The organism is Agromyces sp. P2_B3 (assembly GCF_056404815.1).
This window is the reverse complement of record NZ_JBFUDH010000027.1, coordinates 1-19,804: the sequence shown is the minus strand read 5'-3', so window position 1 is coordinate 19,804 and position 19,804 is coordinate 1. Positions and strand designations below refer to the sequence as shown.

Below are 19,804 nucleotides of genomic sequence, written 5' to 3'. Positions count from 1 at the left end.
GGCGGGTGGCGCGGCGAGCGGCGAGCGGGCGGGCGGGTGGCGCGGCAGGGGGCGAGCACGGCGAGCGGATGCCGCGGCGGCGGGCCGCGGCATCCGCTCGGGGTCGTGGGCTAGGCGCGGAGCCAGGCCGTCGTGTCGTGGGGGAGCGACCGGCCGTCGAGCGGGCCGCTCGCGAGCAGCACGTCGCCGGCGGGAAGCTCGACCGGCTCGGTGCCCGTGTTCGCCACCACGACGACGTCGCCGTTGCGCAGCGCGACCGCGGTCGCGGGGAAGCCGGGCAGCCACTCCACCGATCCGGCGCCGAGGTCGTGCTCGCGGCGCAGGCGCAGCGCGTCCTGGTAGAGCGTGAGCGTCGAGTCGGGCACGCCGCGCTGGCGGTCACGCGCGAGCTCGCCCCACTGCGCGGGCTGCGGGAGCCACGGGTCGCCGTCGGGGCCGAAGCCGTAGGCGTGCGCGTCGGCCTCCCACGGGATGGGCACGCGGCATCCGTCACGGCCGTAGCGCTCGCCGTTCGTGCGGAACCACGTGGGGTCCTGACGCGCCGAGTCGGGCAGGTCGATGACTTCGGGCAGGCCGAGCTCCTCGCCCTGGTACAGGTAGGACGAGCCGGGAAGGGCGAGCATCAGCGCGGTGGCGGCGCGGGCGCGACGCAGGCCGGTGGCGTACTCGGGCAGGCCCTTCGAGCGCGGGCCGAGGCCGTGGCCCTGCGGGTTCGCCTCGGTCACCGACAGGCGGGTGGCGTGCCGCACCACGTCGTGGTTGGAGAGCACCCACGTCGAGGGCGCGCCGACCGCGCCGAAGGCGGCGAGCGACGCGTCGATGACCGTGCGCAACGCGGCCGCGTCGAACGGCGTCTCGAGGTACGCGAAGTTGAATGCCTGGTGCATCTCGTCGGGGCGCACCCACTTGGCCACGCGGGGCAGCGGGTCGACCCACGCCTCGGCGGCGAGGATGCGCTCGCCGGGGTACTCGTCGAGGACCTTGCGCCAGTCGCGGTAGATCTCGTGCACGCCGTCCTGGCCCCAGTACGGCGCGCCGTCGCCGGCGTCGGCGCTGATGGCGGGCTCGAGGGTGACGCCGGATGCGGCGGCGGCAGCCGCCCCGGCAGCCGAGCCGCTCGCAGCCGAGCCGGCGGCAGCCGAGCCGCCGACCGACGCGCCAGCTCCGGACGCGCCGACCCCAGCACTCGCGCCGACCCCGGCGCCCACGAGCTCGCCGGGCGTGTCGATCTCCTCGACCGCGACGCCACCGGCGCCGCCCATGCTGCCGCCCTCGGCGGGCGGGGTGTAGTCGGGGAGGCCGTCGGCCTTGATCATGCCGTGCGCCACGTCGACGCGGAACCCGTCGACCCCGCGGTCGAGCCAGAAGCGCAGGATGCGGCGGAACTCCTCGCGCACCTCCTCGTTCGTCCAGTCGAAGTCGGGCTGCGAGCTGTCGAAGAGGTGCAGGTACCACTGGCCGGCGGTGCCGTCGGGCTCGACGACGCGCGTCCACGCGGGGCCGCCGAAGACCGACTCCCAGTTGTTGGGCGGCTCGTCGCCGGCCGGGCCGCGGCCGTCGCGGAAGAGGTAGCGGGCGCGCTCGGCGCTGCCGGCGGATGCGGCGAGGGCGGCCTGGAACCACTCGTGCTCGTCCGACGAGTGGTTGGGCACGAGGTCGATGATGACGCGGATGCCGCGGGCGTGCGCCTCGGCGAGCATCGCGTCGAAGTCGGCGAGCGTGCCGAACCGGGGGTCGACGTCGCAGTAGTCGGCGACGTCGTAGCCGGCGTCGCGCTGGGGCGACGTGTAGAAGGGCGAGAGCCAGATGGCGTCGATGCCGAGGTCCTGCAGGTCGCCGAGCCGGCTCGTGATGCCGGCGAGGTCGCCCATGCCGTCGCCGTTGGCGTCGGCGAAGGACCGGGGATAGATCTGGTAGATCGCGGCAGTGCGCCACCACTCGGAAGTCATGACGGAAACTGTACGTCATCTCGATACATCATGGAAACGCTTGCAGTACCAGCCGATCACAGAATGGTCACGAACCGGTATCGATGGGCCTGTCCGGGTTTGGTAATGAACGTCACGCAAGGTATACCTGTAATCGCTTGCACAAACGCGAGCACATTCATACGGAAGAACGGCCTTTCGGGCACGGTGCGCGGTTCCGGCAACGGAACGGGGAACACAGCTCCCTCACCAGGCGAAGGCGCCGACTCCACGCACACTGAGAAGGGCACACCAATGAGGGTGAACACGAAGAGCCTCCTCGCTGCCGGGGCCGTCGCGGTCGTCGCGACGCTCGGCCTGGCGAGCTGCTCGTCCGGCGACAGCGGTTCCGAGGGCGAGGCCTCGTCGAGCGGCACGCTGACCGTCTGGGTCGACGCCGAGCGCGTCGACGCGCTGAAGGGCGCGGCCGAGGCCTACACCGACAAGACCGGTGTCAAGGTCGACCTCGTCGGCAAGGACAACGCCGACATCAAGGACGACTTCATCCAGCAGGTCCCCACCGGCAAGGGCCCCGACATCACCATGGGCGCGCACGACTGGCTGGGCGAGCTCTCGACCAACGGCGTCGTGGCTCCGATCGAGCTCGGCGACTCCGCGGGCGACTACCTCCCCGTCGCGATCGACGCGTCGACCTACGAGGGCACCACCTACATGCTCCCCTACGCGGTGGAGAACATCGCGGTGCTCCGCAACGCCGACCTCATCCCCGAGCCGGCCACGAGCTTCGACGACATGATCGCCAAGGGCCAGGCCGCCGGCCTCACGCAGCCCTTCGTGGTCGAGCAGGGCGCCGAGGGCAACCCCTACCACCTGTACCCGTTCCAGACCGCGTTCGGCTCGCCCGTCTTCGGCAGCGGCGCTGAGGGCTACGACCCCACCGACCTGCAGCTCGGCAACTCGGGCGGCGAGCAGTTCGCCACGTGGCTCGGCAGCCAGGGCAAGAACGGCACCGGCGTCTTCAACACCGACATCGACGGTGACATCGCCAAGCAGGCGTTCATCGACGGCACCGCCGCGTTCTGGCTCACCGGCCCGTGGAACGTGGGCTCGGCCATCGACGCCGGCGTCAACGTCGCCATCGACAGCGTGCCCAGCCCGACCGCCGACGTCGCCTCGCCGTTCGCCGGCGTGAAGGGCTTCTTCGTCTCCGCCGAGTCGAAGAACAAGGTCGCCGCGAACGACTTCCTCGTGAACTACATCGGCACCGAAGACGTGCAGCTGGAGCTCTTCGAGGCCGGTCACGTGCTGCCCGCCCTCTCGGCCGCCGCCGAGACCGCGTCCGAGGACCCGATCATCGCCGGCTTCGCCGCCGTCGGCAACGAGGCCGTCCCGATGCCCGCCATCCCCGCCATGGGTTCGGTGTGGCAGTACTGGGGCATCGCCGAGGCCGACATCATCAACGGTGCCGACCCGGTCGCGACGTGGCAGAAGCTGACGTCCGACGTCCAGGCCGCCATCAAGTAAGTACCGAGAGACTCCGGGTCGGATGCCGCTGCGGCATCCGGCCCGGAGCGCTCACGTTTCCGACGAGAAGAGCCGCAGGATGAGCACCACGATCGACGACGAGGTCGCAGCGGAGACGCCGCAGCAGCCGCCCACGAAGAAGCAGCGACGGGCCGCGGGCATCGCCGACGCGGCATCCGTCGGGGTGAAGATGCTCCTGCTGAAGATCGTGCTGCTCGGCATCGTCGATGCGGTCGCGCTCTACGCCCTGTTCGTGCTCGCGACGCACGACCAGTGGCTCATCGCCGCGATCGTGGCCCTCGTGGCCGTCGCGGTCAACTGGATCTACTTCTCGCGCCGCAAGCTCCCGGCGAAGTACCTCACGCCGGGCGTGATCTTCCTCGTGCTCTTCCAGGTGTTCGTGCTCGTCTACACGGGTTACATCGCGTTCACGAACTACGGCACCGGCCACAACGGCTCCAAGGAGCAGGCGGTCTCGTCGCTCATGGCCTCGTCGCTCGAGCGCGTCGAGGACTCGCCGGCCTACCCGATCACCGTGGTCGACCGCCTCGGCACGCTCGGCCTGCTCGCGACCGACCCCGACGGCGACGCCTACGTCGGCACCAACGACCAGCCGCTCGAGCCCATCGACGCCGAGATGGAGGGCGGGAAGGCCGTCGCCGCCGACGGCTGGACGTCGCTCAGCTTCGCCGACGTGCTCGCCCGCACCGACGAGATCACCGAGCTCGCCGTGCCGTTCTCCGATGACCCCAACGACGGCGCACTGCGCACGCCCGACGGGTCGAACGCCTACCAGTACGTCTCGACCCTCGAGTACGACGCCGACGCCGGCACGATGACGGATGTCACGACGAACACCGTCTACTCCGACATCGGCACGGGCGCGTTCACGTCCGAGGCCGGCGACGAGCTGCTGCCCGGCTGGCAGATCACCGTCGGCTTCGACAACTTCGTGCGCGCCGTGACCGACCCGCGCCTCGCGCAGCCGCTCGTCTACGTCACGCTCTGGACGTTCGCGTTCGCGCTCATCTCGGTGGCCTCGACGTTCTTCCTCGGGCTGTTCCTCGCGATCGTCTTCAACGACCTGCGCATGCGCGGCCGCCGCTGGTACCGGGTGGCGATGATCCTGCCCTACGCCATCCCGTCCTTCCTGTCCGCGCTGATCTGGGCGGGCATGATGAACGAGAGCTTCGGCTTCATCAACCAGGTACTGCTCGGCGGCGCCGACGTGCCCTGGCTCACCGATCCATGGATGGCCAAGTTCTCGGTGCTCCTCGTGAACCTGTGGCTCGGCTTCCCCTACATGTTCCTCGTGTGCATGGGCGCGCTGCAGTCGATCCCCGACGAGCTGCAGGAAGCCGCCACGGTCGACGGCGCGAAGCCGTGGGCGGTGTTCCGGCTCATCAAGCTGCCGCTGCTGCTCGTGACGGTGGCGCCGCTGCTCATCGCGTCGTTCGCGTTCAACTTCAACAACTTCAACGTGATCTACATGCTCACCGACGGTGGTCCACGCGATTCGGACGCCCCGATCCCGGTGGGCTTCACGGACCTGCTGATCACCATGGTCTACAAGGTGGCGTTCACCGGGCAGTCGCGTGACTACGGCCTCGCGAGCGCCTACTCGATCATCATCTTCATCGTGGTCGCGATCATCTCCATCATCGCCTTCCGCCGCACCAAGTCCCTCGAGGAGCTGAACTGATGGCCACCAACGAGCAGCCGATCCCCGGCACGCAGACCGGGCTCATCGCGGGCGAGCTGGCCGAGGTGACGGATGCCTCGACGCGGGCGCACTCGACCGCCGGCGGCGCGGGTGGCACCGGCTACGACCTGCCCAAGCGGCCGTTCAACTTCGGTCGCTGGTTCCGGGCGACCGGATGGCGCCACGTCGTCGGCATCGTGATGGTGCTGTTCTCGCTGTTCCCGATCGTCTTCGTGATCTCGTCGTCGCTGAACCCGCAGGGAACGCTGACCGGGTCGAACGCGCTGTTCTCGAAGTTCGGGCTCGACAGCTACGTCCGGATCCTCACCGACCCCCAGGTGCCGTACCCGCAGTGGTTCGCGAACACGCTCCTCATCGCGTCCATCACCGCCATCGGCACGGTGCTCCTCGGCGGCCTCGCCGCGTACTCGTTCTCGCGCATGCGGTTCACGGGTCGCCGGTTCGGGCTCATCACGATCGTCATCGTGCAGATGTTCCCGCAGATGCTCGCCGTCGTCGCGATCTTCCTGCTCATGAGCGCGATCGCCGACTGGTTCCCCGCGATCGGCTTGAACACGCAGATCGGCCTGATCATGGTGTACCTCGGCGGCGCGCTCGGCGTGAACACGTTCCTCATGTACGGCTTCTTCAACACGATCCCGGCGTCGATCGACGAGGCGGCCAAGATCGACGGCGCGGGCCACGCCCGAATCTTCTTCACGATCATCCTGCGGCTCGCCGCGCCGATCCTCGCCGTCGTGGCCCTGCTGTCGTTCATCGGGTCGGTGAACGAGTTCATGGTGGCATCCGTGCTGCTCATCGACACCGAGAAGCAGACGCTCGCCGTGGGCCTCACGAAGCTCGTGTCGAACCCGCGCTACGCGGACTGGAGCGCGTTCTCGGCCGGTGCCGTCATGGCGGCGCTGCCCGTCGTCGCGCTGTTCCTCTGGCTGCAGAAGTACATCGTGGGCGGCCTCACGGCGGGTGCCGTCAAGTAGGTCGAAGCCACGGATGCCGCGTGCAGGCGACTGCCGCGGCATCCGCTGCGCTCACCCGATCGGCGCTCACCCGCCGATGATCACCGTGGGAGCGCCGGGACCGGGGGCGATCGGCTGACCGTGCATGCTGAGGTCGCCGACCCGCGCCGCGGGGAAGCCGCCGATGAGCACCGTCATGCTGCCCTGCGCGATGCCGTTCGGGGCGGGTGACACGCACACGATGCCGCCGGGCATCGCGTTGGCGACGGCGGCCGGCATGCCGCCGATCAGCACGGTCGGCACCGCGGCCGCGGGCGTGATCGGGCCGCCGACGTGCGGCTTCGGGCCGTCGGAGAGTCCGCAGAGGGCGGTGTCGCCGGCGCGAAGGGACGGCCCGGTTGGCATGCTGCTCCGCCTCAGCCCGTCGTCGTTACGACCTGCGCGGTGACCAGCACCGAGGCCGTGCACTGCCCGGGATTCGGCCCGGCGCCGCTCGCTGCCGCGCAGGTCATCGAGGCGAAGAGCTGGTCGCCGTCGGACAGTTGCACCGGCGTCACGAAGTGGAAGTCGAGGTCGCGGAAGTTCTCGAGCCCGCTCGTGAAGATCGGCGCGAGCACGTCCTGGTTCTCGAGCGTGATCGTTCCCGCGTCGCCGAACGGGTTGCTCACGAGGATGTCGGTGATGCGCAGCACCGAGTTCGGCGGCACCTCCCAGCGGTCGCTCTCGTCGGCAGCCCCGCCGGTCGGATCGACGAGCTCGAATCGGAGGTCGACATCGGCGCTCGTCGTCGTCGAGACCGGCACGACGGGCGCCGGGGTCTCGCCCACGGCCTCGAGCGCCTCGTTCGCCTTCTGGGCGGCGCTGTCGGCTTGCTGCGCCGCGGCATCCGACTTGTCATTGGCCTGCGCGAGCGGCTCTTCGACGGCGTTGCGCGCGGCCGACTCGATCGCCGGCTTCAGCAGCAGGAACCAGAGGGCGAGCAGGAGGAGCAGGAGGAGCAGCAGGGCGAGCAGGAGCTTCCACAGCCACTTGGGAAAGACCCGCTCCTGCACATAGCTGCCCGGCAGCACGATCGGCTCGGTCGCCGTGGCCGTGGCGGTCGCCGTGGCCGTTGCCGTGCCCGGCGTGCCGGCGCCCGTGCCGCCCGTACCGGAGCCGGTGGCCAGCGCCGCCGCCCAGGCCGCATCGGATGCGGGCGGCGGACCCTCGGGCACGACCGACACGGAGTACTGGTGGGTGACCGGGTCGCCGCGCCAGATGCGGGCGACCGGCCGCAGGTCGATGTCGACGAACTCGGTGTGCCCGGGATCGATGATCACCTCGGGGGAGGGCGTCGAGAGCCCGAGCCGGTCGGAGCTCGTCGCCGCGATCGCCGCGATGAGCTGCGTGTTGCCGCGGTTGTCGACGGCGACGCGCACCCGGTGGCGTCCGCGTCCGCGGGCGATCCGAGGCACGAGCTCCGCCTCGGTCTGCGCGAAGGGCAGCACCGTCAGCACCGTCTCGGCGACGGCCATCGCGTCGGGCTGCTCGACCGCCCTGGCACGCACGCCGAGCGCCACCTCGCCGATCATCGACTCGGGCGACCGCGGGGCCAGCACCGTGACGGTCGCCGTCTCGGACTTGCCGGGGTAGATGGTGAGGGTGCCGGGCTCGACCGTGGCCCACGCCGCGACCTGCCCGACCGGCGCGAGCTCGAACGACTCCACGAGCAGCGTGTCGTTGAGCACGGTCAGCGTGAACGAGACGGGCGTGCCCGGGTCGACCGACGCGGACGCCGGCGTGATGGTCGCGGTGGTGGCCATGGCGTCACGCTACGGCCGGCTGGAAGCGGCCGCGGAGCCCGCGCGGCCTGCCGCTCGCGCAACGAAGTTGCCCGTTGAGCGGGTGTTGAGTGCGCGAAGAGGATGCCCGGACATACTGTCCCCGAGCACCCCGCACGACCCGCAACCCGCACTTGCGAAGGAACGACCATGACCAGAACGACCGTGCGGGTCTATGCGCGCGACCCCATCTCCGAGGCGGGCGTCGCGAGCGCGCTCCGCCCCCGCCCCGAGGTGCGCGTCGTCGGGCCGCAGGAGGAGGAGGCGCCCGACGTGGTGCTCGTCATCTCCGACGAGGTCGACGATGAGACCCTCAACACCCTGCGCTTCCTGCGCCGCAACGGCTCGAGCCGCGTCGTGCTCATCTCGTCGCACCTCGACGACAAGGATCTCGTGCGCGCCGTCGAGAGCGGCGTCGTCGGGTTGGTGCGCCGAGCGGATGCCACGACCGACCGCCTCGTCTCGGTGATCCTCACGGCGGCCGCCGGCGAGGGCGCGGTGCCGCCCGACCTGCTCGGCCGCCTCCTCGACCAGGTCGGCCGGCTGCAGCGCACCGTGCTCGACCCGCGCGGCATCACCTTCACGGGCCTCGCCGCCCGGGAGGTGGACGTGCTCCGACTCGTCGCCGAGGGCTGGGACACCGCGCAGATCGCGACGAAGCTCTCGTACTCCGAGCGCACGGTGAAGAACGTGCTCCACGACGTGACCACGCGCCTGCAGTTGCGCAACCGCTCGCACGCGGTGGCGTACGCGGTGCGCGAGGGACTCATCTGAGCGGATGCCGCGGGCGGCCGCTCGTGAGGGTCGCCGCGGGCGGCTGCCCGAGGGGGTAATCCCGGCTGCACCGAAGGGTGCCCGGCCTCGGCTGCCGCACACGCGCACTGCCTCGAAGGTGGAGGAGTCGGAGGAGGATCGTGACGAGCCGGAGCCGGATCGCCTGGGCGAGCGTCGCCATGACGCTCGCGGTGCTCCTCGGTGCCTCGACGATCGTCGCCGCGTCGCCGGCCGTGGCGGCGGACGAACCGGTTCCCGCCTTCTCGGTCGACGTGACGACCTCACCGCGGACCGCCCCGGGCGGGACCTGGGTGCGCGCGAGCGTCACGGTGACCGCCCGGGACGCCGACGTCTACCCCGATGCACTCGTCGCGGTCGCGATGAGCTGGGACACGACGCGGCTCTCCGTCGGCACGGGCACCGAGCACGGGGTGGACGGCTGCCTGGTCGTCATGGACCCGGTGGCCATGGAGTCGGCCGTGCCGCCGGGGCCCGGTGACGAGTGCGTGCTCGAGGTTCCGAGGGATCCGCTGACGCCGGCGGTGTTCACGTACTGGTTCCAGTTGCTGGGCGTGCCGCCCGCACTGCCCGTCGTGACGGCGCAGGTCACCGGCGGCTACCTCCAGGACGTGGAGCTGTTCAGCCGGGTCGACTTCGACGCCGCCGACCTCACCTCGGACCAGGACTACGTCGAGCTCGCGCCGGTCTTCTCGGCGGGGGTGACCGTCGACCGACGGGCGGCCACCACGGGGATCGGCGACACGATCGTCGCGACCTTCACCGTGACCCACGAACCGGATGCCGCACCGCGCACGGCCTCCTCGCAGGTGCTCTTCGCGATCAACTGGCCGGCGTTCCTCGCGCCCGTCGGCGGCACGACCCCGGCCGACGCCTGCGACGGCGGGCTGGTGGCCGGACTCTGCGCCATCACCGAGCCGACGAACGTGCGCAGGACGACCGTGTTCACCATGGCATTCAGCGTGCCCGAGGGCGACGGCGGGCAGGGCGCGATCTCGATCATCGGCCAGGGGGGCTGGTACACGCCGCCGGGGCCGGTCATCGCGCTGGCGCCGCGGTCGCAGCAGCCTTCGGCGATACGGGTCGTCGCCGCGTCCGACGTGCACTCGGCCATCGTGAAGGCCGCCCCGACGCCGCGGCCGGAGGGCGCCCTGGACATCCCGGGCACGTGGACCGGCGTGGACGCGGCATCCGTCGTGGCATTGGACCGGCCGTTCCCGATGGAGGTCGAACTGCGACCCGAGCTGTCGACCCTCGGCGACGAGCAGGGCATCGAGGGGGTCATCCGGGTCTCGCACGCTGCCGCCGCCGCAGTCACGCTCTTCGGGCTCGAGCTCGACGTCGCGCTCGAATTCGATGAAGCGCTGGTGCCGATCGGCGCACCGGTGGGCTGCGCGACGTACGTCGGCGGCGTCTGCACCATCACCGGCCTCGACGAACCTGGGTCCGGGGCCGTGATCACGGTGGAGTTCGCACCGCCAGCGGAGATCGGCGTCGGATACCTCGACGCCGACCAGGTCGCGGCCCGGTTCGACTTCGACGGCGCCCCGCTCACCGCACCAGACGGGTGGCTCGAGTACGCCTACGACTCGCAGATCACCGACGCCGAGCTCGTGACGCTCGACGTGGACCTCACGAACGACTACGTGTGGGAGGACGGCTCCCCGCTCGGCGCGCGCATCACGGCCACGCGTGCCGAACGCGGCACCGACGGCGACCTCTACGACGCGCTCCTGGTCGGCGTGGCGATCACCTGGCCCGCCTACCTGACGCCGCTCAGCACCCCGACCGGGTGCGACCTGCAGGGGAATGGCATGGTGTGCGACGTCCGCATCGCCAGTCCGGGGCCGGAGGACGCGGCCGTGATCCTTGTGGCCTTCGACATCGGGCCGGGCGTGGTCGACGGGGTGGTCCGAGCCGAGGGGGCGTACCTTCTCGAGGACGTCGACGAGGGCGACGACCGCGACCTGCCAGTCGAGTGGGTGGTGCCCGGCGAGGCCCCGGTCGCGGGCGTCGATCCGTTCATCACCCTCGACGTGGCACTCGACCGGGAGCTCGTGTGGCAGGGCGGCCACGACGTCGCGGCGACGATCACCGTCACGCGGGAGGCGTTCGCCGGCGCGCGACGCGACCCGTTCGGCGAGCTCATCGTGGGCGTGGCGATCACGTGGCCGGCGTTCCTGCACCCGAACGCGCCCCCGATCGGGTGCGAGTCGTGGGACGGCGCGATCTGCGACGTGCTGCTGTCGAAGCCGGGCTCCGTGGCGCAGGTCGGGCTCGACTTCTCGGTCGGAGGTTCGCCCGATGGCAGCGTCCTCCCGGGCGTCGTGCGTGCCGAGGCCTACTCGCTCGGCGGGGCGGACTCCGACCTGGTTCCCGACCTCCCGGTCGACTGGGTCGCCCCCGACGAGGCGCCGGTCACCCGGGTGCGCCCGGCCATCACGCTTGACCTCTCCGACGACCACGACCCCGGGTACACCGGGGGGAAGCAGCTGGTGGTGACCACGCTCGTGACGCGCGAGGCTCCCGGCGCGGTGCTCCCCGGGCTGGAGATCGGCCTCGACTACACGTGGGCGGGCTACCTCACGAAGACGTCCGACGCCGGGTGCGCGAGCTTCTCGGGCACGACCTGCGTCGTGACGGGACTCGACCAGCCCGGGGCATCCGCCGTGGTGACCCTGACCTTCTCGATGCCCGCACCGACTCTGCCGCCGGCGCCCCCGGTGGCGCCGCGCACCGACGACCTCGTCGTCGACGGCGTCGCCTTGTCGTTCGATGCGCCGGTGGTCGAGCTGCCGCCGCCTCCGCCGGAGCCGGACCCGGAGCCGCAGGTCGAGTTCGCGCCCGCGTCGGAGGCCGGACCGGTGCTCGCTCTCGCCCTCGCGCCGTCGCCGGCCCTCGCGCCGGAACCGCTCCCCGCCGCCCTGCCGCCGTCGTGGATCGGCGAGGACCGCGAGCCGTTCACGGTGCTCCAGCCCAACCTGCGCATGTCGCCGGCGGTGACGACGCCCGGCGAGGTGATCGGTGCGATCGGCACGTCGCTGCCGCCGAACGCCGCCGTCACGTTCCACTGGGAGGGCGTGCCGACCGACACGCCGAGCGTGCGCTGGCCCGGCTCGGGCGACCCGACGTCGGCCCGCTGGGCCCTGCTCGTGCTCAGGTGGGAGCTGCCCGGCACCCGCACGCTCGTCATGCACAGCGTCGACGGCCTGTTCGGCGACATCCCCTCGAGCAACCGCCTGCTCGTCGCGCCACGCTCCGCGATGGCGCCCAACCTGCTCGGGAGGGGCGGATGATCGGCGAGATCGACGACGCGCTGCGCACGCTCGTCAAGGAGTCCGACGGCATCGCCGCCGACGTCGACGTGGCGCTCGACGCCCCCACGAAGGACTGGGCGGCCCGGAGGAACGCGCCGACGGTCGACCTGTTCCTCTACGACATCCGTGAGGACGTACGACGGCGGGAGTACGGCTTCTCGGAGCAGCGCGACGACCGCGGCATCGTCACGCACCGCGCGCCCGCGCCCCGGTACTACAAGCTGTCGTACCTCGTCACGGCGTGGACGCAACGGCCCGACGACGAGCACCGCCTCCTTGACGCGCTGCTGCGCTGCTTCATCCGCTTCGACGCCATTCCCGACGCGTTCATCATCGAGACCCTCGCCGAGACGGGCCTGCGGTGCTCGATCACGATCGCCCAGCCGCCGCCCGAGGACCGGGCGTTCGCCGACGTCTGGTCGTCGCTCGGCGGCGAGCTGAAGCCCTCGCTCGACGTCGTCGTCACCGCACCGCTCAGCCGGTCGATCCTGTACCCCGCCGGACCGCCCGTCACCGGCGGCGTCACCGCCCAGCTCGAAGCGGCGGGACTGGGGATCGAGGATGCCGCGTTCCGTGCCGCTCCGACGGGAGACTGAGATGATCGACGACCCCAGCATCGTGCACCTGCTGGGGCGGCTCGGCGCGATCGAGGACCGCATCCGGCGCCTGGTCGCCGCCCGTCGCGCGGCCGATCCGCAGCCCGACGACCCCTTCCGCGGGCTGTACCTCAGCGACGAGATGGTCGACCGGCTGCTCGACGGTGCCCCCGGCGTGCCCGATTGGTCGGATGCCTCGGCACGCCTCGCGGCGTGCGAGCAGGGCGCCGACGTGGCGGAGGCCGCTGGGCATCCGATCCGGCTGCGCACGCTCGCGGCGGCGTTCGGCCTCGGGCCCATCGACGTCGACCTGCTCGTCATCGCGCTGGCCGCCGACCTCGATCCGCGGTTCGAGCGGTTCTTCGGCTACCTGAACGACGACGTCGGGCGACGGCGGCCGTCGGTCTCGGTCGCGCTCGAGCTCTGCGGCGTGCCGCTGACGAGCGCCGCCGACCGGGCCCGGCTCATCTCGGGGCCGCTCGTGACGGGCGGGCTGGTGATCGTCGAGGACCCCGACCGGCCGCTGCCGGGGCGGGCCGTGCGCGTCCCCGACCGCATCGTCGGGCACCTCCTCGGCGACGACACCGCCGATCGCGCCCTCGACGGCGTGCTGCGCGAGCCCGTCGACCTCGAGTGGGGCGACGACGCGCGCGTACGTCAGGCGCTCGCCTCCGGCATCCGCCTGGTGTACCTCCGCGAGCCGGCCACCGGATCGGGGGAGGCCGTCGCCGTGCGCGCGCTGCACGCCGAAGCGCCGGGCGCACTGCTGGTCGACCTCGAGCGGCTCGGCGGCGATGCCGACGCCGTGCCGCTGGCCCGGCTCGTGGCGCGGGAGGCGCGGCTGCGCGGATTCGGCCTCATCGCCTCGCCGGTGACCACGGACACGGGCCGCGCGCTCATCGAGGCGCTCGCCGACTCGACCCAGCCGACCGTCTTCGTCGGCGAGTCCACCTGGGATCCGGCCTGGCATCGCGACCTGCCCGCGATGGCGGATGTCGAGGCGACGACGATCGACGAGCGCACGCGGCTCTGGCGACGGTCGCTCGGCCCGATGGCCGACGGGCTCGACGTCTCGACGGCGACGGCGCAGTTCCGGTTGCGGCCCGAGCAGGTGCAGCGGGCCGCGTCGACGGCCCGCGCGCAGGCGGCGCTGTCCACGTCGGGCACGATCACCGCCGCCGACCTCGCCGCCGGGGCCAGGGCCGAGAACGCCTCGGCGCTCGACCGGCTCGCCCGGCGCGTCGCCCCGCGGGTGGCCTGGTCGGATCTCGTGCTGCCCGCTGCGCCGATGAACGCCCTGCGCGAGATCGAGCTGCGCGCCCGGCACCGCGAGCAGGTCCTCGGCGACTGGGGCATGCGGCCCGGCGGCGGCCGCGGCCACGGCGTCGTGGCGCTCTTCGCGGGCGACTCGGGCACCGGCAAGACCATGTCGGCCGAGGTGGTCGCGGGCGGGCTCGGCCTCGACCTCTACGTCATCGACCTCTCGACCGTCGTCGACAAGTACATCGGCGAGACCGAGAAGAACCTCGAGCGCATCTTCCGCGCGGCCGCGGGCACCAATGCGGTGCTGCTCTTCGACGAGGCCGACGCGGTGTTCGGCAAGCGCAGCGACGTGAAGGACGCGCACGACCGCTACGCCAACGTCGAGAGCGCCTACCTGCTGCAGCGTATGGAGACGTTCGACGGCCTCGCGATCCTCGCGACGAACCTGCGCGCGAACATCGACGAGGCGTTCACGCGACGCCTCGACGTGATCGTCGACTTCCCGATGCCCGACGCCGCGCACCGCAGCCGGCTCTGGGACCAGAGCCTGGGCTCCCGCGTGCGCCGCGCCGACGACCTCGACCTGGAGTTCCTCGGGCGGTCGTTCGAGCTCGCGGGCGGAGCCATCAGGGCGGCGGCCGTCACAGCGGCCTACCTCGCGGCATCCGAACGCGGCGGCGTCTCGATGCGCCACCTCGTGCTCGGCGTGCACCGGGAGTACCGCAAGCTCGGCCGGCTCGTCGTCGAACGCGAGTTCGGCCGGTACTGGGCTGAGGTGGCGGGCGGATGACCCGGCATCGCGCTGCGCGTTCGCGAACGGGCGCCTTCCCGATCGGGCAGATCTCGCCCGCGTCGGGCCCGCCCGCGGTGAAATGGAAGCGGTCGATCGTGGAGGTGCACCATGCACGCACATGACTACGACGGCGTCGACCTCGAGGTCGCACGCCGGGGAACGGATGCCGCCCGCGAGGGCCAGGCGACGACGCACGGACTCGCCGAGCGCCGAGCCGACGTGCTCGGCCCGGCGACGATGCTGCGCCTGCAGCGCGAGGCCGGCAACGCCGCGGTCAGCGACCTCGTCGAGGAGCAGCGCTCGCCGGTGCTCGACGTCGTGTCGTCGGGCGGCTCGCCGCTCGAGCCCGCGGTGCGCACCGACATGGAGTCGCGCCTCGGCCACGACTTCGGCGACGTGCGGGTGCACACGGATGCCGCGGCGCACGAGTCCGCGAGGTCGGTCGGCGCGCACGCCTACACGGTGGGCAGCAACGTCGTCTTCCAGCGCGACGCGTACGACCCGTCGTCGCAGTCGGGCCGGACGACCATCGCCCACGAGCTCACCCATGTCGTGCAGCAGCGGTCGGGCCCTGTCGAGGGCACCCCGACCGGCAGTGGCGTCAGCGTCAGCGATCCCGGCGACCGCTTCGAGCGCGCCGCCGCCGACAACGCCGCCAGGGTCATGAGCGAACCGGCGCCCGTGCAGCGAATCGATGACGGCTCCGGCGCCGCAGCCCCGACTGTGCAGCGCGAGGGCGACGAGGAGGAGGAGCCCGTGCAGGGGCTCTGGGTGCAGCGCGAAGAGGCCGAGGAGGAGCAGGAGGAGTCGGCCGGCTAGGCCGACTCCTGTTCCCCCTGCCCCATCGAGCAGCCCTTCTCACCCCCTCGCCCGTCCGGTTGGACCCCCCGCCGCGGCATCCGCGGACCGACGCTTGGATCACGCAATCCAGCGAAGGAGTCGGGGATGCCCACCTATCTCTCACCCGGTGTGTACGTGCAGGAGATCGAGGCCGCCACGCGCCCGATCGAGGGCGTCGGCACCGCGGTCGCAGCATTCATCGGGATGGCACCGAAAGGGCCGGAGAACTCGCCGACGCTCGTGTCCAATTGGACGCAGTTCGTCGACCAGTTCGGCGGGCTCTATCCGGGCGCCTATCTCGCGTACTCGGTGTACGGCTACTTCCTGAACGGCGGCGGCAACTGCTACGTCGTCCGCGTCGGCACGGGCCAGCAGAGCTCGGGCGGCAAGGGCGCCAAGCGGGAGCAGAAGGCCATCGCGTCGGGACCGCAGACCGCGACCATCGGCAACTATGTGTTCACGGCGAAGAACGCCTCGCCGAACGCGAAGCCGATCTCCGTCGAGATCGCCGATCCGGGCGGCGAGGAGCCGGAGGACGGCGTCTTCAAGGTCGTCGTCACGGCCGAGGGCCGCGCGCCGGAGATCTGGGAGCAGGTCTCGCCGAAGCCCGACCACGCCGCCTACGTCGTGACCAAGGTCGCCACGGAGTCGAAGCTGGTCACGGTCGAGGAGGTGGACGCGGCATCCGCCGGCGTCCTCCCGAAGCCGGGCCGGTTCGACCTGGCCGTGCCGGAGCCCGAGGAGCAGCCCATCGTGCTCGAGGGCGTCTCCGCGGCCAACTACATCGGCAACGCCGCCGACCGCACCGGCTTCAGCGGCCTCGAGGAGATCGAGGAGGTCACCATGGTGGTCGTCCCCGACCTCATGGCGGCCTACGAGCAGGGCGCCATCGACCTCGAGACCGTGAAGGCCGTGCAGCTCGCGGTCATCGCGCACTGCGAGCTGATGGGCGACCGCGTCGCCATCCTCGACCCGCCGCCGGCCCTGAACGCGCAGGAGATCGTCGCGTGGCGGCGCACCGGCGCGGGCTACGACTCGAAGTTCGCGACCCTGTACTACCCGTGGGTCAAGGTGCTGGACCCGGCGACCGGCAGCAACCGGTTCGTGCCGCCGTCGGGCTATATCGCCGGCGTCTGGGCGCGGAACGACAGCGAGCGCGGCGTGCACAAGGCGCCGGCGAACGAGGTCGTCCGCGGCGCCATCGAACTGCAGACGCAGCTGACCCGCACCGAGCAGGAGCTGCTCAACCCGATCGGCGTGAACGCGATCCGCGCGTTCCCCGGTCGCGGCATCCGGGTCTGGGGTGCGCGCACGCTCTCGAGCGATCCGGCCTGGCGGTACGTCAACATCCGCCGCCTCTTCAACTACCTGGAGAAGTCGATCCTCGGCGCCACGCAGTTCGCGGTCTTCGAGCCGAACGACCCCGCCCTCTGGGGCAAGCTGCGTCGCTCGATCTCGGCGTTCCTCATCAACGAGTGGCGCAAGGGCGCCCTGTTCGGCAGCACCGCCGACGAGGCCTTCTTCGTCAAGTGCGACGAGGAGACGAACCCCGCCGAGCTCATCGACGTCGGGCAGGTCGTCTGCCAGATCGGCGTCGCCCCCGTGAAGCCCGCGGAGTTCGTCGTGTTCGAGCTCTCGCAGTTCTCGGGCGGCACGAGCCTGGTCGCCGAGTGACTGCAGAGAGTGACCGCAGAGCGCGACCGCACGAGCGTGATCGCACGACACGAGTAGGAGACTGACATGCCACTGGCCGATACCTTCGATTCCTCACCCGCCTACGCCTTCAAGGTCATCATCGACGGCATCGAGCTGCCGAAGGTGACGGAGGTCTCGGGGCTGAAGAACGAGGTCGACAAGATCGAACTCAAGCAGCAGCTGGCCGACGGGAAGTACGTCGCGAGGCAGCTGATCGGTCGCGCGAAGACGGGGGAGTTCACCGTCACCCGCGGCCTCACCGACTCCAAGACGGTCACCGACTGGCTCGGCGTCGTCATGAAGGGCGACGTGAAGGGCGCGCGCAAGACCGCGTCGGTCGAGCTCCTCGACTACGAGGGCGGCACCATCAAGAAGTACGAGTTCCGCAACTGCTGGGTGCGCAGCGTCGAGGTCAACTCGCTCAAGGCGGGCGCGACCGAGCAGGCCACCGAGAAGTTCACGATCTGCTTCGACGAGTCAGAGGTGAAGTGATGCAGCGCGTCATCGCGACGCGGCCCGGGATCGAATCGACGGATGCCGCGCCGGCGGGTCTCGTGGACGACGGCGCCATGCGCACCGAGTTCGCCTTCGAGCTGCCGCGCGGCTACGTCGGCGCCGACGGCACGGTGCATCGCCGTGGGGTGATGCGGCTCGCGACGGCGCGCGACGAGCTGCTGCCGCTCTACGACGCCCGCGTGCAGGAGAACGCCGCCTACACGACGGTCGTGCTGCTCGGCCGGGTGATCACGTCGCTCGGCTCGCTCGGCTCGATCGACTCGTCGGTCATCGAGAACATGTTCGCGTCGGATGTCGCGTTCCTGCAGGACTTCTACCGGCGGGTGAACGCCGAGGGCCACACGCGCATCGCGGTGACCTGCCCCGAGTGCTCGCACCGGTTCACGGCCGATCTCGCGGGCGGTCGCCTGGGGGAATCATGACGTACTCGGCCGACCGCATCCATGAGGAGGTCGCGTACGTCGCCTACCACTTCCACTGGTCGCTCGACGACATCCTCGACATGGAGCACGCGGAGCGCCTGCGCTACGTGCACGAGATCGCGTCGATCAACACGAGGCTCTCCGAGGAGCGCTGATGCGCTGGCCGTGGCAGCGGGACGACCCGTCGCCGGCACCGCCGACGGCGACGTCCGATCCGTCGCGCCCGCCGTCGTCGTCGCCCATCCCGCCCGCGGGCTGGGCGTTCCTCCCGCCGCTGCAGCGTCAGGTGTCGGATGCCGCGCCGGCGACGCTCTCGACCGGGTTCGTCGCGTCGCTGCCCACGCGGGTCGTGCCGAGCAGCCTCGGGGCGATGGGACACCTCGTGGACGCCACGGCACCGTCGGGCACGGTGGCCGGCAGCGCATCGGGGTTCGGCGCGCCCGTGCAGCGGTCGGTCGTCGCGGACCTCACGCTGCGGCCGCCGCTCTCGGGGCCGGGGCGCTCGACCCAGCAGGGGAGTGCGTCGTCGCCGGCCGTGCCGTCGACCGTCGCCGACGCTGCGTCCGGCGTGGACCTCCCGGTGCAGCGCGCCCCCGAGCAGGACCTCGCGCCGGCCGAGCCCGTCGAGGCACCGGATGCCGCGGCATCCGTCGACCGCGACGATGAGCCCGCGCCATCCGCAGGCGAACCCCCCGCGGCCTCGACCCAGGGGGAGGCGCCGGCTCAGGACGTCGCCGAACCGAACGCTCCGGCGCTTGGGGGTGCTGCGCCGATCGTGGCGACAGCCGCAGCGAGCGACCGGTCGGCCGATCCTGCCCCGACCGAGGCTCCCAGCGCCGGCACCACGGCGCTCCGTCTCTCGGGCGCACCGTCGGTGCAGCGCATCGATCGGGCCGGGACGCCGGTCGCCCTGCCGTCGCCTGACCCGTCGAGCGTCGAGCCGGGCTCGGGCGGCCCCTCGGTTCCTGCCGAGGCACCGTCGAGCGGGTCGGGGCCGACCCTCGCCGGCCTGCCTGCCGCCGGGGTGTCCGAGGCGGTGCCAAAGCGCTTCGGGCTCGGCGCGCCGCTGCCGTCGGGGATGCCCGCCGGAGGTGCGCTCCCGCTGCAGCGGGCCGCGACCCCGAACTCGGCGGCCCCGGCGATCGGCGACGCGCTCGCCGCGACGCCCGCCGTCTCGGAGCCGGACGAGCCCTCCGCGTCGGCCGTCGTCGACGGCCCGGAGCCGACGGTGCGCAGCGTGCTCGGCGCGACCACTTCGGGCGCCGACGTCAGGCCCGCGGTGGGACCCGAGCCCGGCCCCTCGCACGCGGCCACGGTCGACGCGCCGCCGCCCGCACCTGCGATGCCCGTCGCTCGACTCGCCGCCGACCCGCCATCGACGGTGCAGCGTCGCACCGACGAGGCGATTCCCACGGTCGACCATCCGCTCGTCCTGCCGGCGCCGCCGGCCGCCCCAGCCCGCCTCACGGTGCCCCTCATCGCGCAGCGCGCGCTCGCTCCGGCGCTCGCCCCCGTGTCGGCCCCGGCCGCGCGACCACGCCCGCCGGTCGTGCAGGCGATCGCGCTGGCGCCCATGCCGTTCCCGGGTCAGGCGGATGCCGCCCCGGCCGGAGCCGGCT

15 protein-coding genes and 1 pseudogene are annotated in these 19,804 nt (G+C 71.9%); 13 read left to right on the top strand and 3 right to left on the bottom strand.

Features of this window, described 5'->3' with window-relative positions; all coding sequences use genetic code 11:
* Positions 1-110: 110 nt before the first annotated feature.
* Positions 111-1,949, bottom strand: a complete 1,839-nt coding sequence (locus tag AC1DZA_RS19455; protein WP_476773993.1) for a glycoside hydrolase family 13 protein — start codon at positions 1,947-1,949, stop codon at positions 111-113.
* A gap of 273 nt (positions 1,950-2,222) precedes the next feature.
* Here AC1DZA_RS19455 and AC1DZA_RS19450 point away from each other — a divergent pair, with 273 nt between their 5' ends.
* From AC1DZA_RS19450 to AC1DZA_RS19440, 3 genes are all read left to right on the top strand, one after another.
* Positions 2,223-3,452, top strand: a complete 1,230-nt coding sequence (locus AC1DZA_RS19450; RefSeq protein ID WP_476762747.1) for a sugar ABC transporter substrate-binding protein — start codon at positions 2,223-2,225, stop codon at positions 3,450-3,452.
* Between the two features lie 79 nt (positions 3,453-3,531).
* Positions 3,532-5,154 carry an ABC transporter permease subunit gene (locus AC1DZA_RS19445; protein ID WP_476762746.1) on the top strand — a complete coding sequence of 541 codons (1,623 nt, stop codon included), beginning with the start codon at positions 3,532-3,534 and terminating at the stop codon, positions 5,152-5,154.
* A complete protein-coding gene (locus AC1DZA_RS19440; RefSeq protein ID WP_476773992.1) occupies positions 5,154-6,152 on the top strand; it encodes a sugar ABC transporter permease in 999 nt (332 codons plus the stop codon). Before AC1DZA_RS19445 ends, AC1DZA_RS19440 begins: the two co-directional genes overlap by 1 nt.
* A 66-nt stretch (positions 6,153-6,218) precedes the next feature.
* On the opposite strand, the gene AC1DZA_RS19435 is transcribed toward AC1DZA_RS19440, so the two are convergent.
* On the bottom strand, positions 6,219-6,536 hold the full coding sequence (locus AC1DZA_RS19435; protein WP_476773991.1) for a PAAR domain-containing protein: 318 nt from the start codon (positions 6,534-6,536) through the stop codon (positions 6,219-6,221).
* A gap of 11 nt (positions 6,537-6,547) precedes the next feature.
* Positions 6,548-7,933 (bottom strand): COG1470 family protein, encoded by a 1,386-nt coding sequence (locus AC1DZA_RS19430; protein ID WP_476773990.1) that lies wholly within the window; start codon positions 7,931-7,933, stop codon positions 6,548-6,550.
* Positions 7,934-8,101: 168 nt separating this feature from the next.
* Here AC1DZA_RS19430 and AC1DZA_RS19425 point away from each other — a divergent pair, with 168 nt between their 5' ends.
* The 10 genes and pseudogenes from AC1DZA_RS19425 to AC1DZA_RS19380 all read left to right on the top strand — a co-directional run.
* Positions 8,102-8,725 carry a response regulator transcription factor gene (locus AC1DZA_RS19425; RefSeq protein ID WP_159604858.1) on the top strand — a complete coding sequence of 208 codons (624 nt, stop codon included), beginning with the start codon at positions 8,102-8,104 and terminating at the stop codon, positions 8,723-8,725.
* 140 nt (positions 8,726-8,865) lie between these two features.
* The gene (locus tag AC1DZA_RS19420) at positions 8,866-12,039 is read left to right on the top strand and encodes a hypothetical protein (RefSeq protein ID WP_476773989.1); all 3,174 of its coding nucleotides are present in this window, start codon (positions 8,866-8,868) and stop codon (positions 12,037-12,039) included.
* Positions 12,036-12,656 carry a Pvc16 family protein gene (locus tag AC1DZA_RS19415; RefSeq protein WP_309974733.1) on the top strand — a complete coding sequence of 207 codons (621 nt, stop codon included), beginning with the start codon at positions 12,036-12,038 and terminating at the stop codon, positions 12,654-12,656. The genes AC1DZA_RS19420 and AC1DZA_RS19415 overlap by 4 nt, the downstream gene beginning before the upstream one ends.
* A 1-nt stretch (position 12,657) precedes the next feature.
* On the top strand, positions 12,658-14,709 hold the full coding sequence (locus AC1DZA_RS19410; RefSeq protein WP_476773988.1) for an ATP-binding protein: 2,052 nt from the start codon (positions 12,658-12,660) through the stop codon (positions 14,707-14,709).
* A gap of 111 nt (positions 14,710-14,820) precedes the next feature.
* Positions 14,821-15,531, top strand: coding sequence for an eCIS core domain-containing protein (locus tag AC1DZA_RS19405; RefSeq protein ID WP_476773987.1), 711 nt, complete (start codon positions 14,821-14,823; stop codon positions 15,529-15,531).
* Between the two features lie 126 nt (positions 15,532-15,657).
* Positions 15,658-17,226 carry a phage tail sheath family protein gene (locus tag AC1DZA_RS19400; protein WP_476762973.1) on the top strand — a complete coding sequence of 523 codons (1,569 nt, stop codon included), beginning with the start codon at positions 15,658-15,660 and terminating at the stop codon, positions 17,224-17,226.
* A 66-nt stretch (positions 17,227-17,292) separates the two neighbouring features.
* Complete coding sequence (locus AC1DZA_RS19395) at positions 17,293-17,739, top strand: phage tail protein (protein WP_309974721.1); 447 nt, start codon at positions 17,293-17,295, stop codon at positions 17,737-17,739.
* Positions 17,739-18,185 (top strand): hypothetical protein, encoded by a 447-nt coding sequence (locus AC1DZA_RS19390; protein WP_476773986.1) that lies wholly within the window; start codon positions 17,739-17,741, stop codon positions 18,183-18,185. The genes AC1DZA_RS19395 and AC1DZA_RS19390 overlap by 1 nt, the downstream gene beginning before the upstream one ends.
* On the top strand, positions 18,182-18,340 hold the full coding sequence (locus tag AC1DZA_RS19385; RefSeq protein WP_159606153.1) for a DUF6760 family protein: 159 nt from the start codon (positions 18,182-18,184) through the stop codon (positions 18,338-18,340). The genes AC1DZA_RS19390 and AC1DZA_RS19385 overlap by 4 nt, the downstream gene beginning before the upstream one ends.
* Positions 18,340-19,804, top strand: a pseudogene (locus tag AC1DZA_RS19380) (hypothetical protein); the annotation flags it as partial. The gene AC1DZA_RS19385 and the pseudogene AC1DZA_RS19380, both read left to right, overlap by 1 nt.

Excerpts from the sequence above, each read along its gene's own strand:
- AC1DZA_RS19455 (WP_476773993.1), bottom strand. The coding sequence starts at position 1,949 with ATGACTTCCGAGTGGTGGCGCACTGCCGCGATCTACCAGATCTATCCC.
- AC1DZA_RS19450 (WP_476762747.1), top strand. The coding sequence starts at position 2,223 with ATGAGGGTGAACACGAAGAGCCTCCTCGCTGCCGGGGCCGTCGCGGTC.
- AC1DZA_RS19445 (WP_476762746.1), top strand. The coding sequence starts at position 3,532 with ATGAGCACCACGATCGACGACGAGGTCGCAGCGGAGACGCCGCAGCAG.
- AC1DZA_RS19440 (WP_476773992.1), top strand. The coding sequence starts at position 5,154 with ATGGCCACCAACGAGCAGCCGATCCCCGGCACGCAGACCGGGCTCATC.
- AC1DZA_RS19435 (WP_476773991.1), bottom strand. The coding sequence starts at position 6,536 with ATGCCAACCGGGCCGTCCCTTCGCGCCGGCGACACCGCCCTCTGCGGA.
- AC1DZA_RS19430 (WP_476773990.1), bottom strand. The coding sequence starts at position 7,933 with ATGGCCACCACCGCGACCATCACGCCGGCGTCCGCGTCGGTCGACCCG.
- AC1DZA_RS19425 (WP_159604858.1), top strand. The coding sequence starts at position 8,102 with ATGACCAGAACGACCGTGCGGGTCTATGCGCGCGACCCCATCTCCGAG.
- AC1DZA_RS19415 (WP_309974733.1), top strand. The coding sequence starts at position 12,036 with ATGATCGGCGAGATCGACGACGCGCTGCGCACGCTCGTCAAGGAGTCC.
- AC1DZA_RS19410 (WP_476773988.1), top strand. The coding sequence starts at position 12,658 with ATGATCGACGACCCCAGCATCGTGCACCTGCTGGGGCGGCTCGGCGCG.
- AC1DZA_RS19405 (WP_476773987.1), top strand. The coding sequence starts at position 14,821 with ATGCACGCACATGACTACGACGGCGTCGACCTCGAGGTCGCACGCCGG.
- AC1DZA_RS19400 (WP_476762973.1), top strand. The coding sequence starts at position 15,658 with ATGCCCACCTATCTCTCACCCGGTGTGTACGTGCAGGAGATCGAGGCC.
- AC1DZA_RS19395 (WP_309974721.1), top strand. The coding sequence starts at position 17,293 with ATGCCACTGGCCGATACCTTCGATTCCTCACCCGCCTACGCCTTCAAG.
- AC1DZA_RS19390 (WP_476773986.1), top strand. The coding sequence starts at position 17,739 with ATGCAGCGCGTCATCGCGACGCGGCCCGGGATCGAATCGACGGATGCC.
- AC1DZA_RS19385 (WP_159606153.1), top strand. The coding sequence starts at position 18,182 with ATGACGTACTCGGCCGACCGCATCCATGAGGAGGTCGCGTACGTCGCC.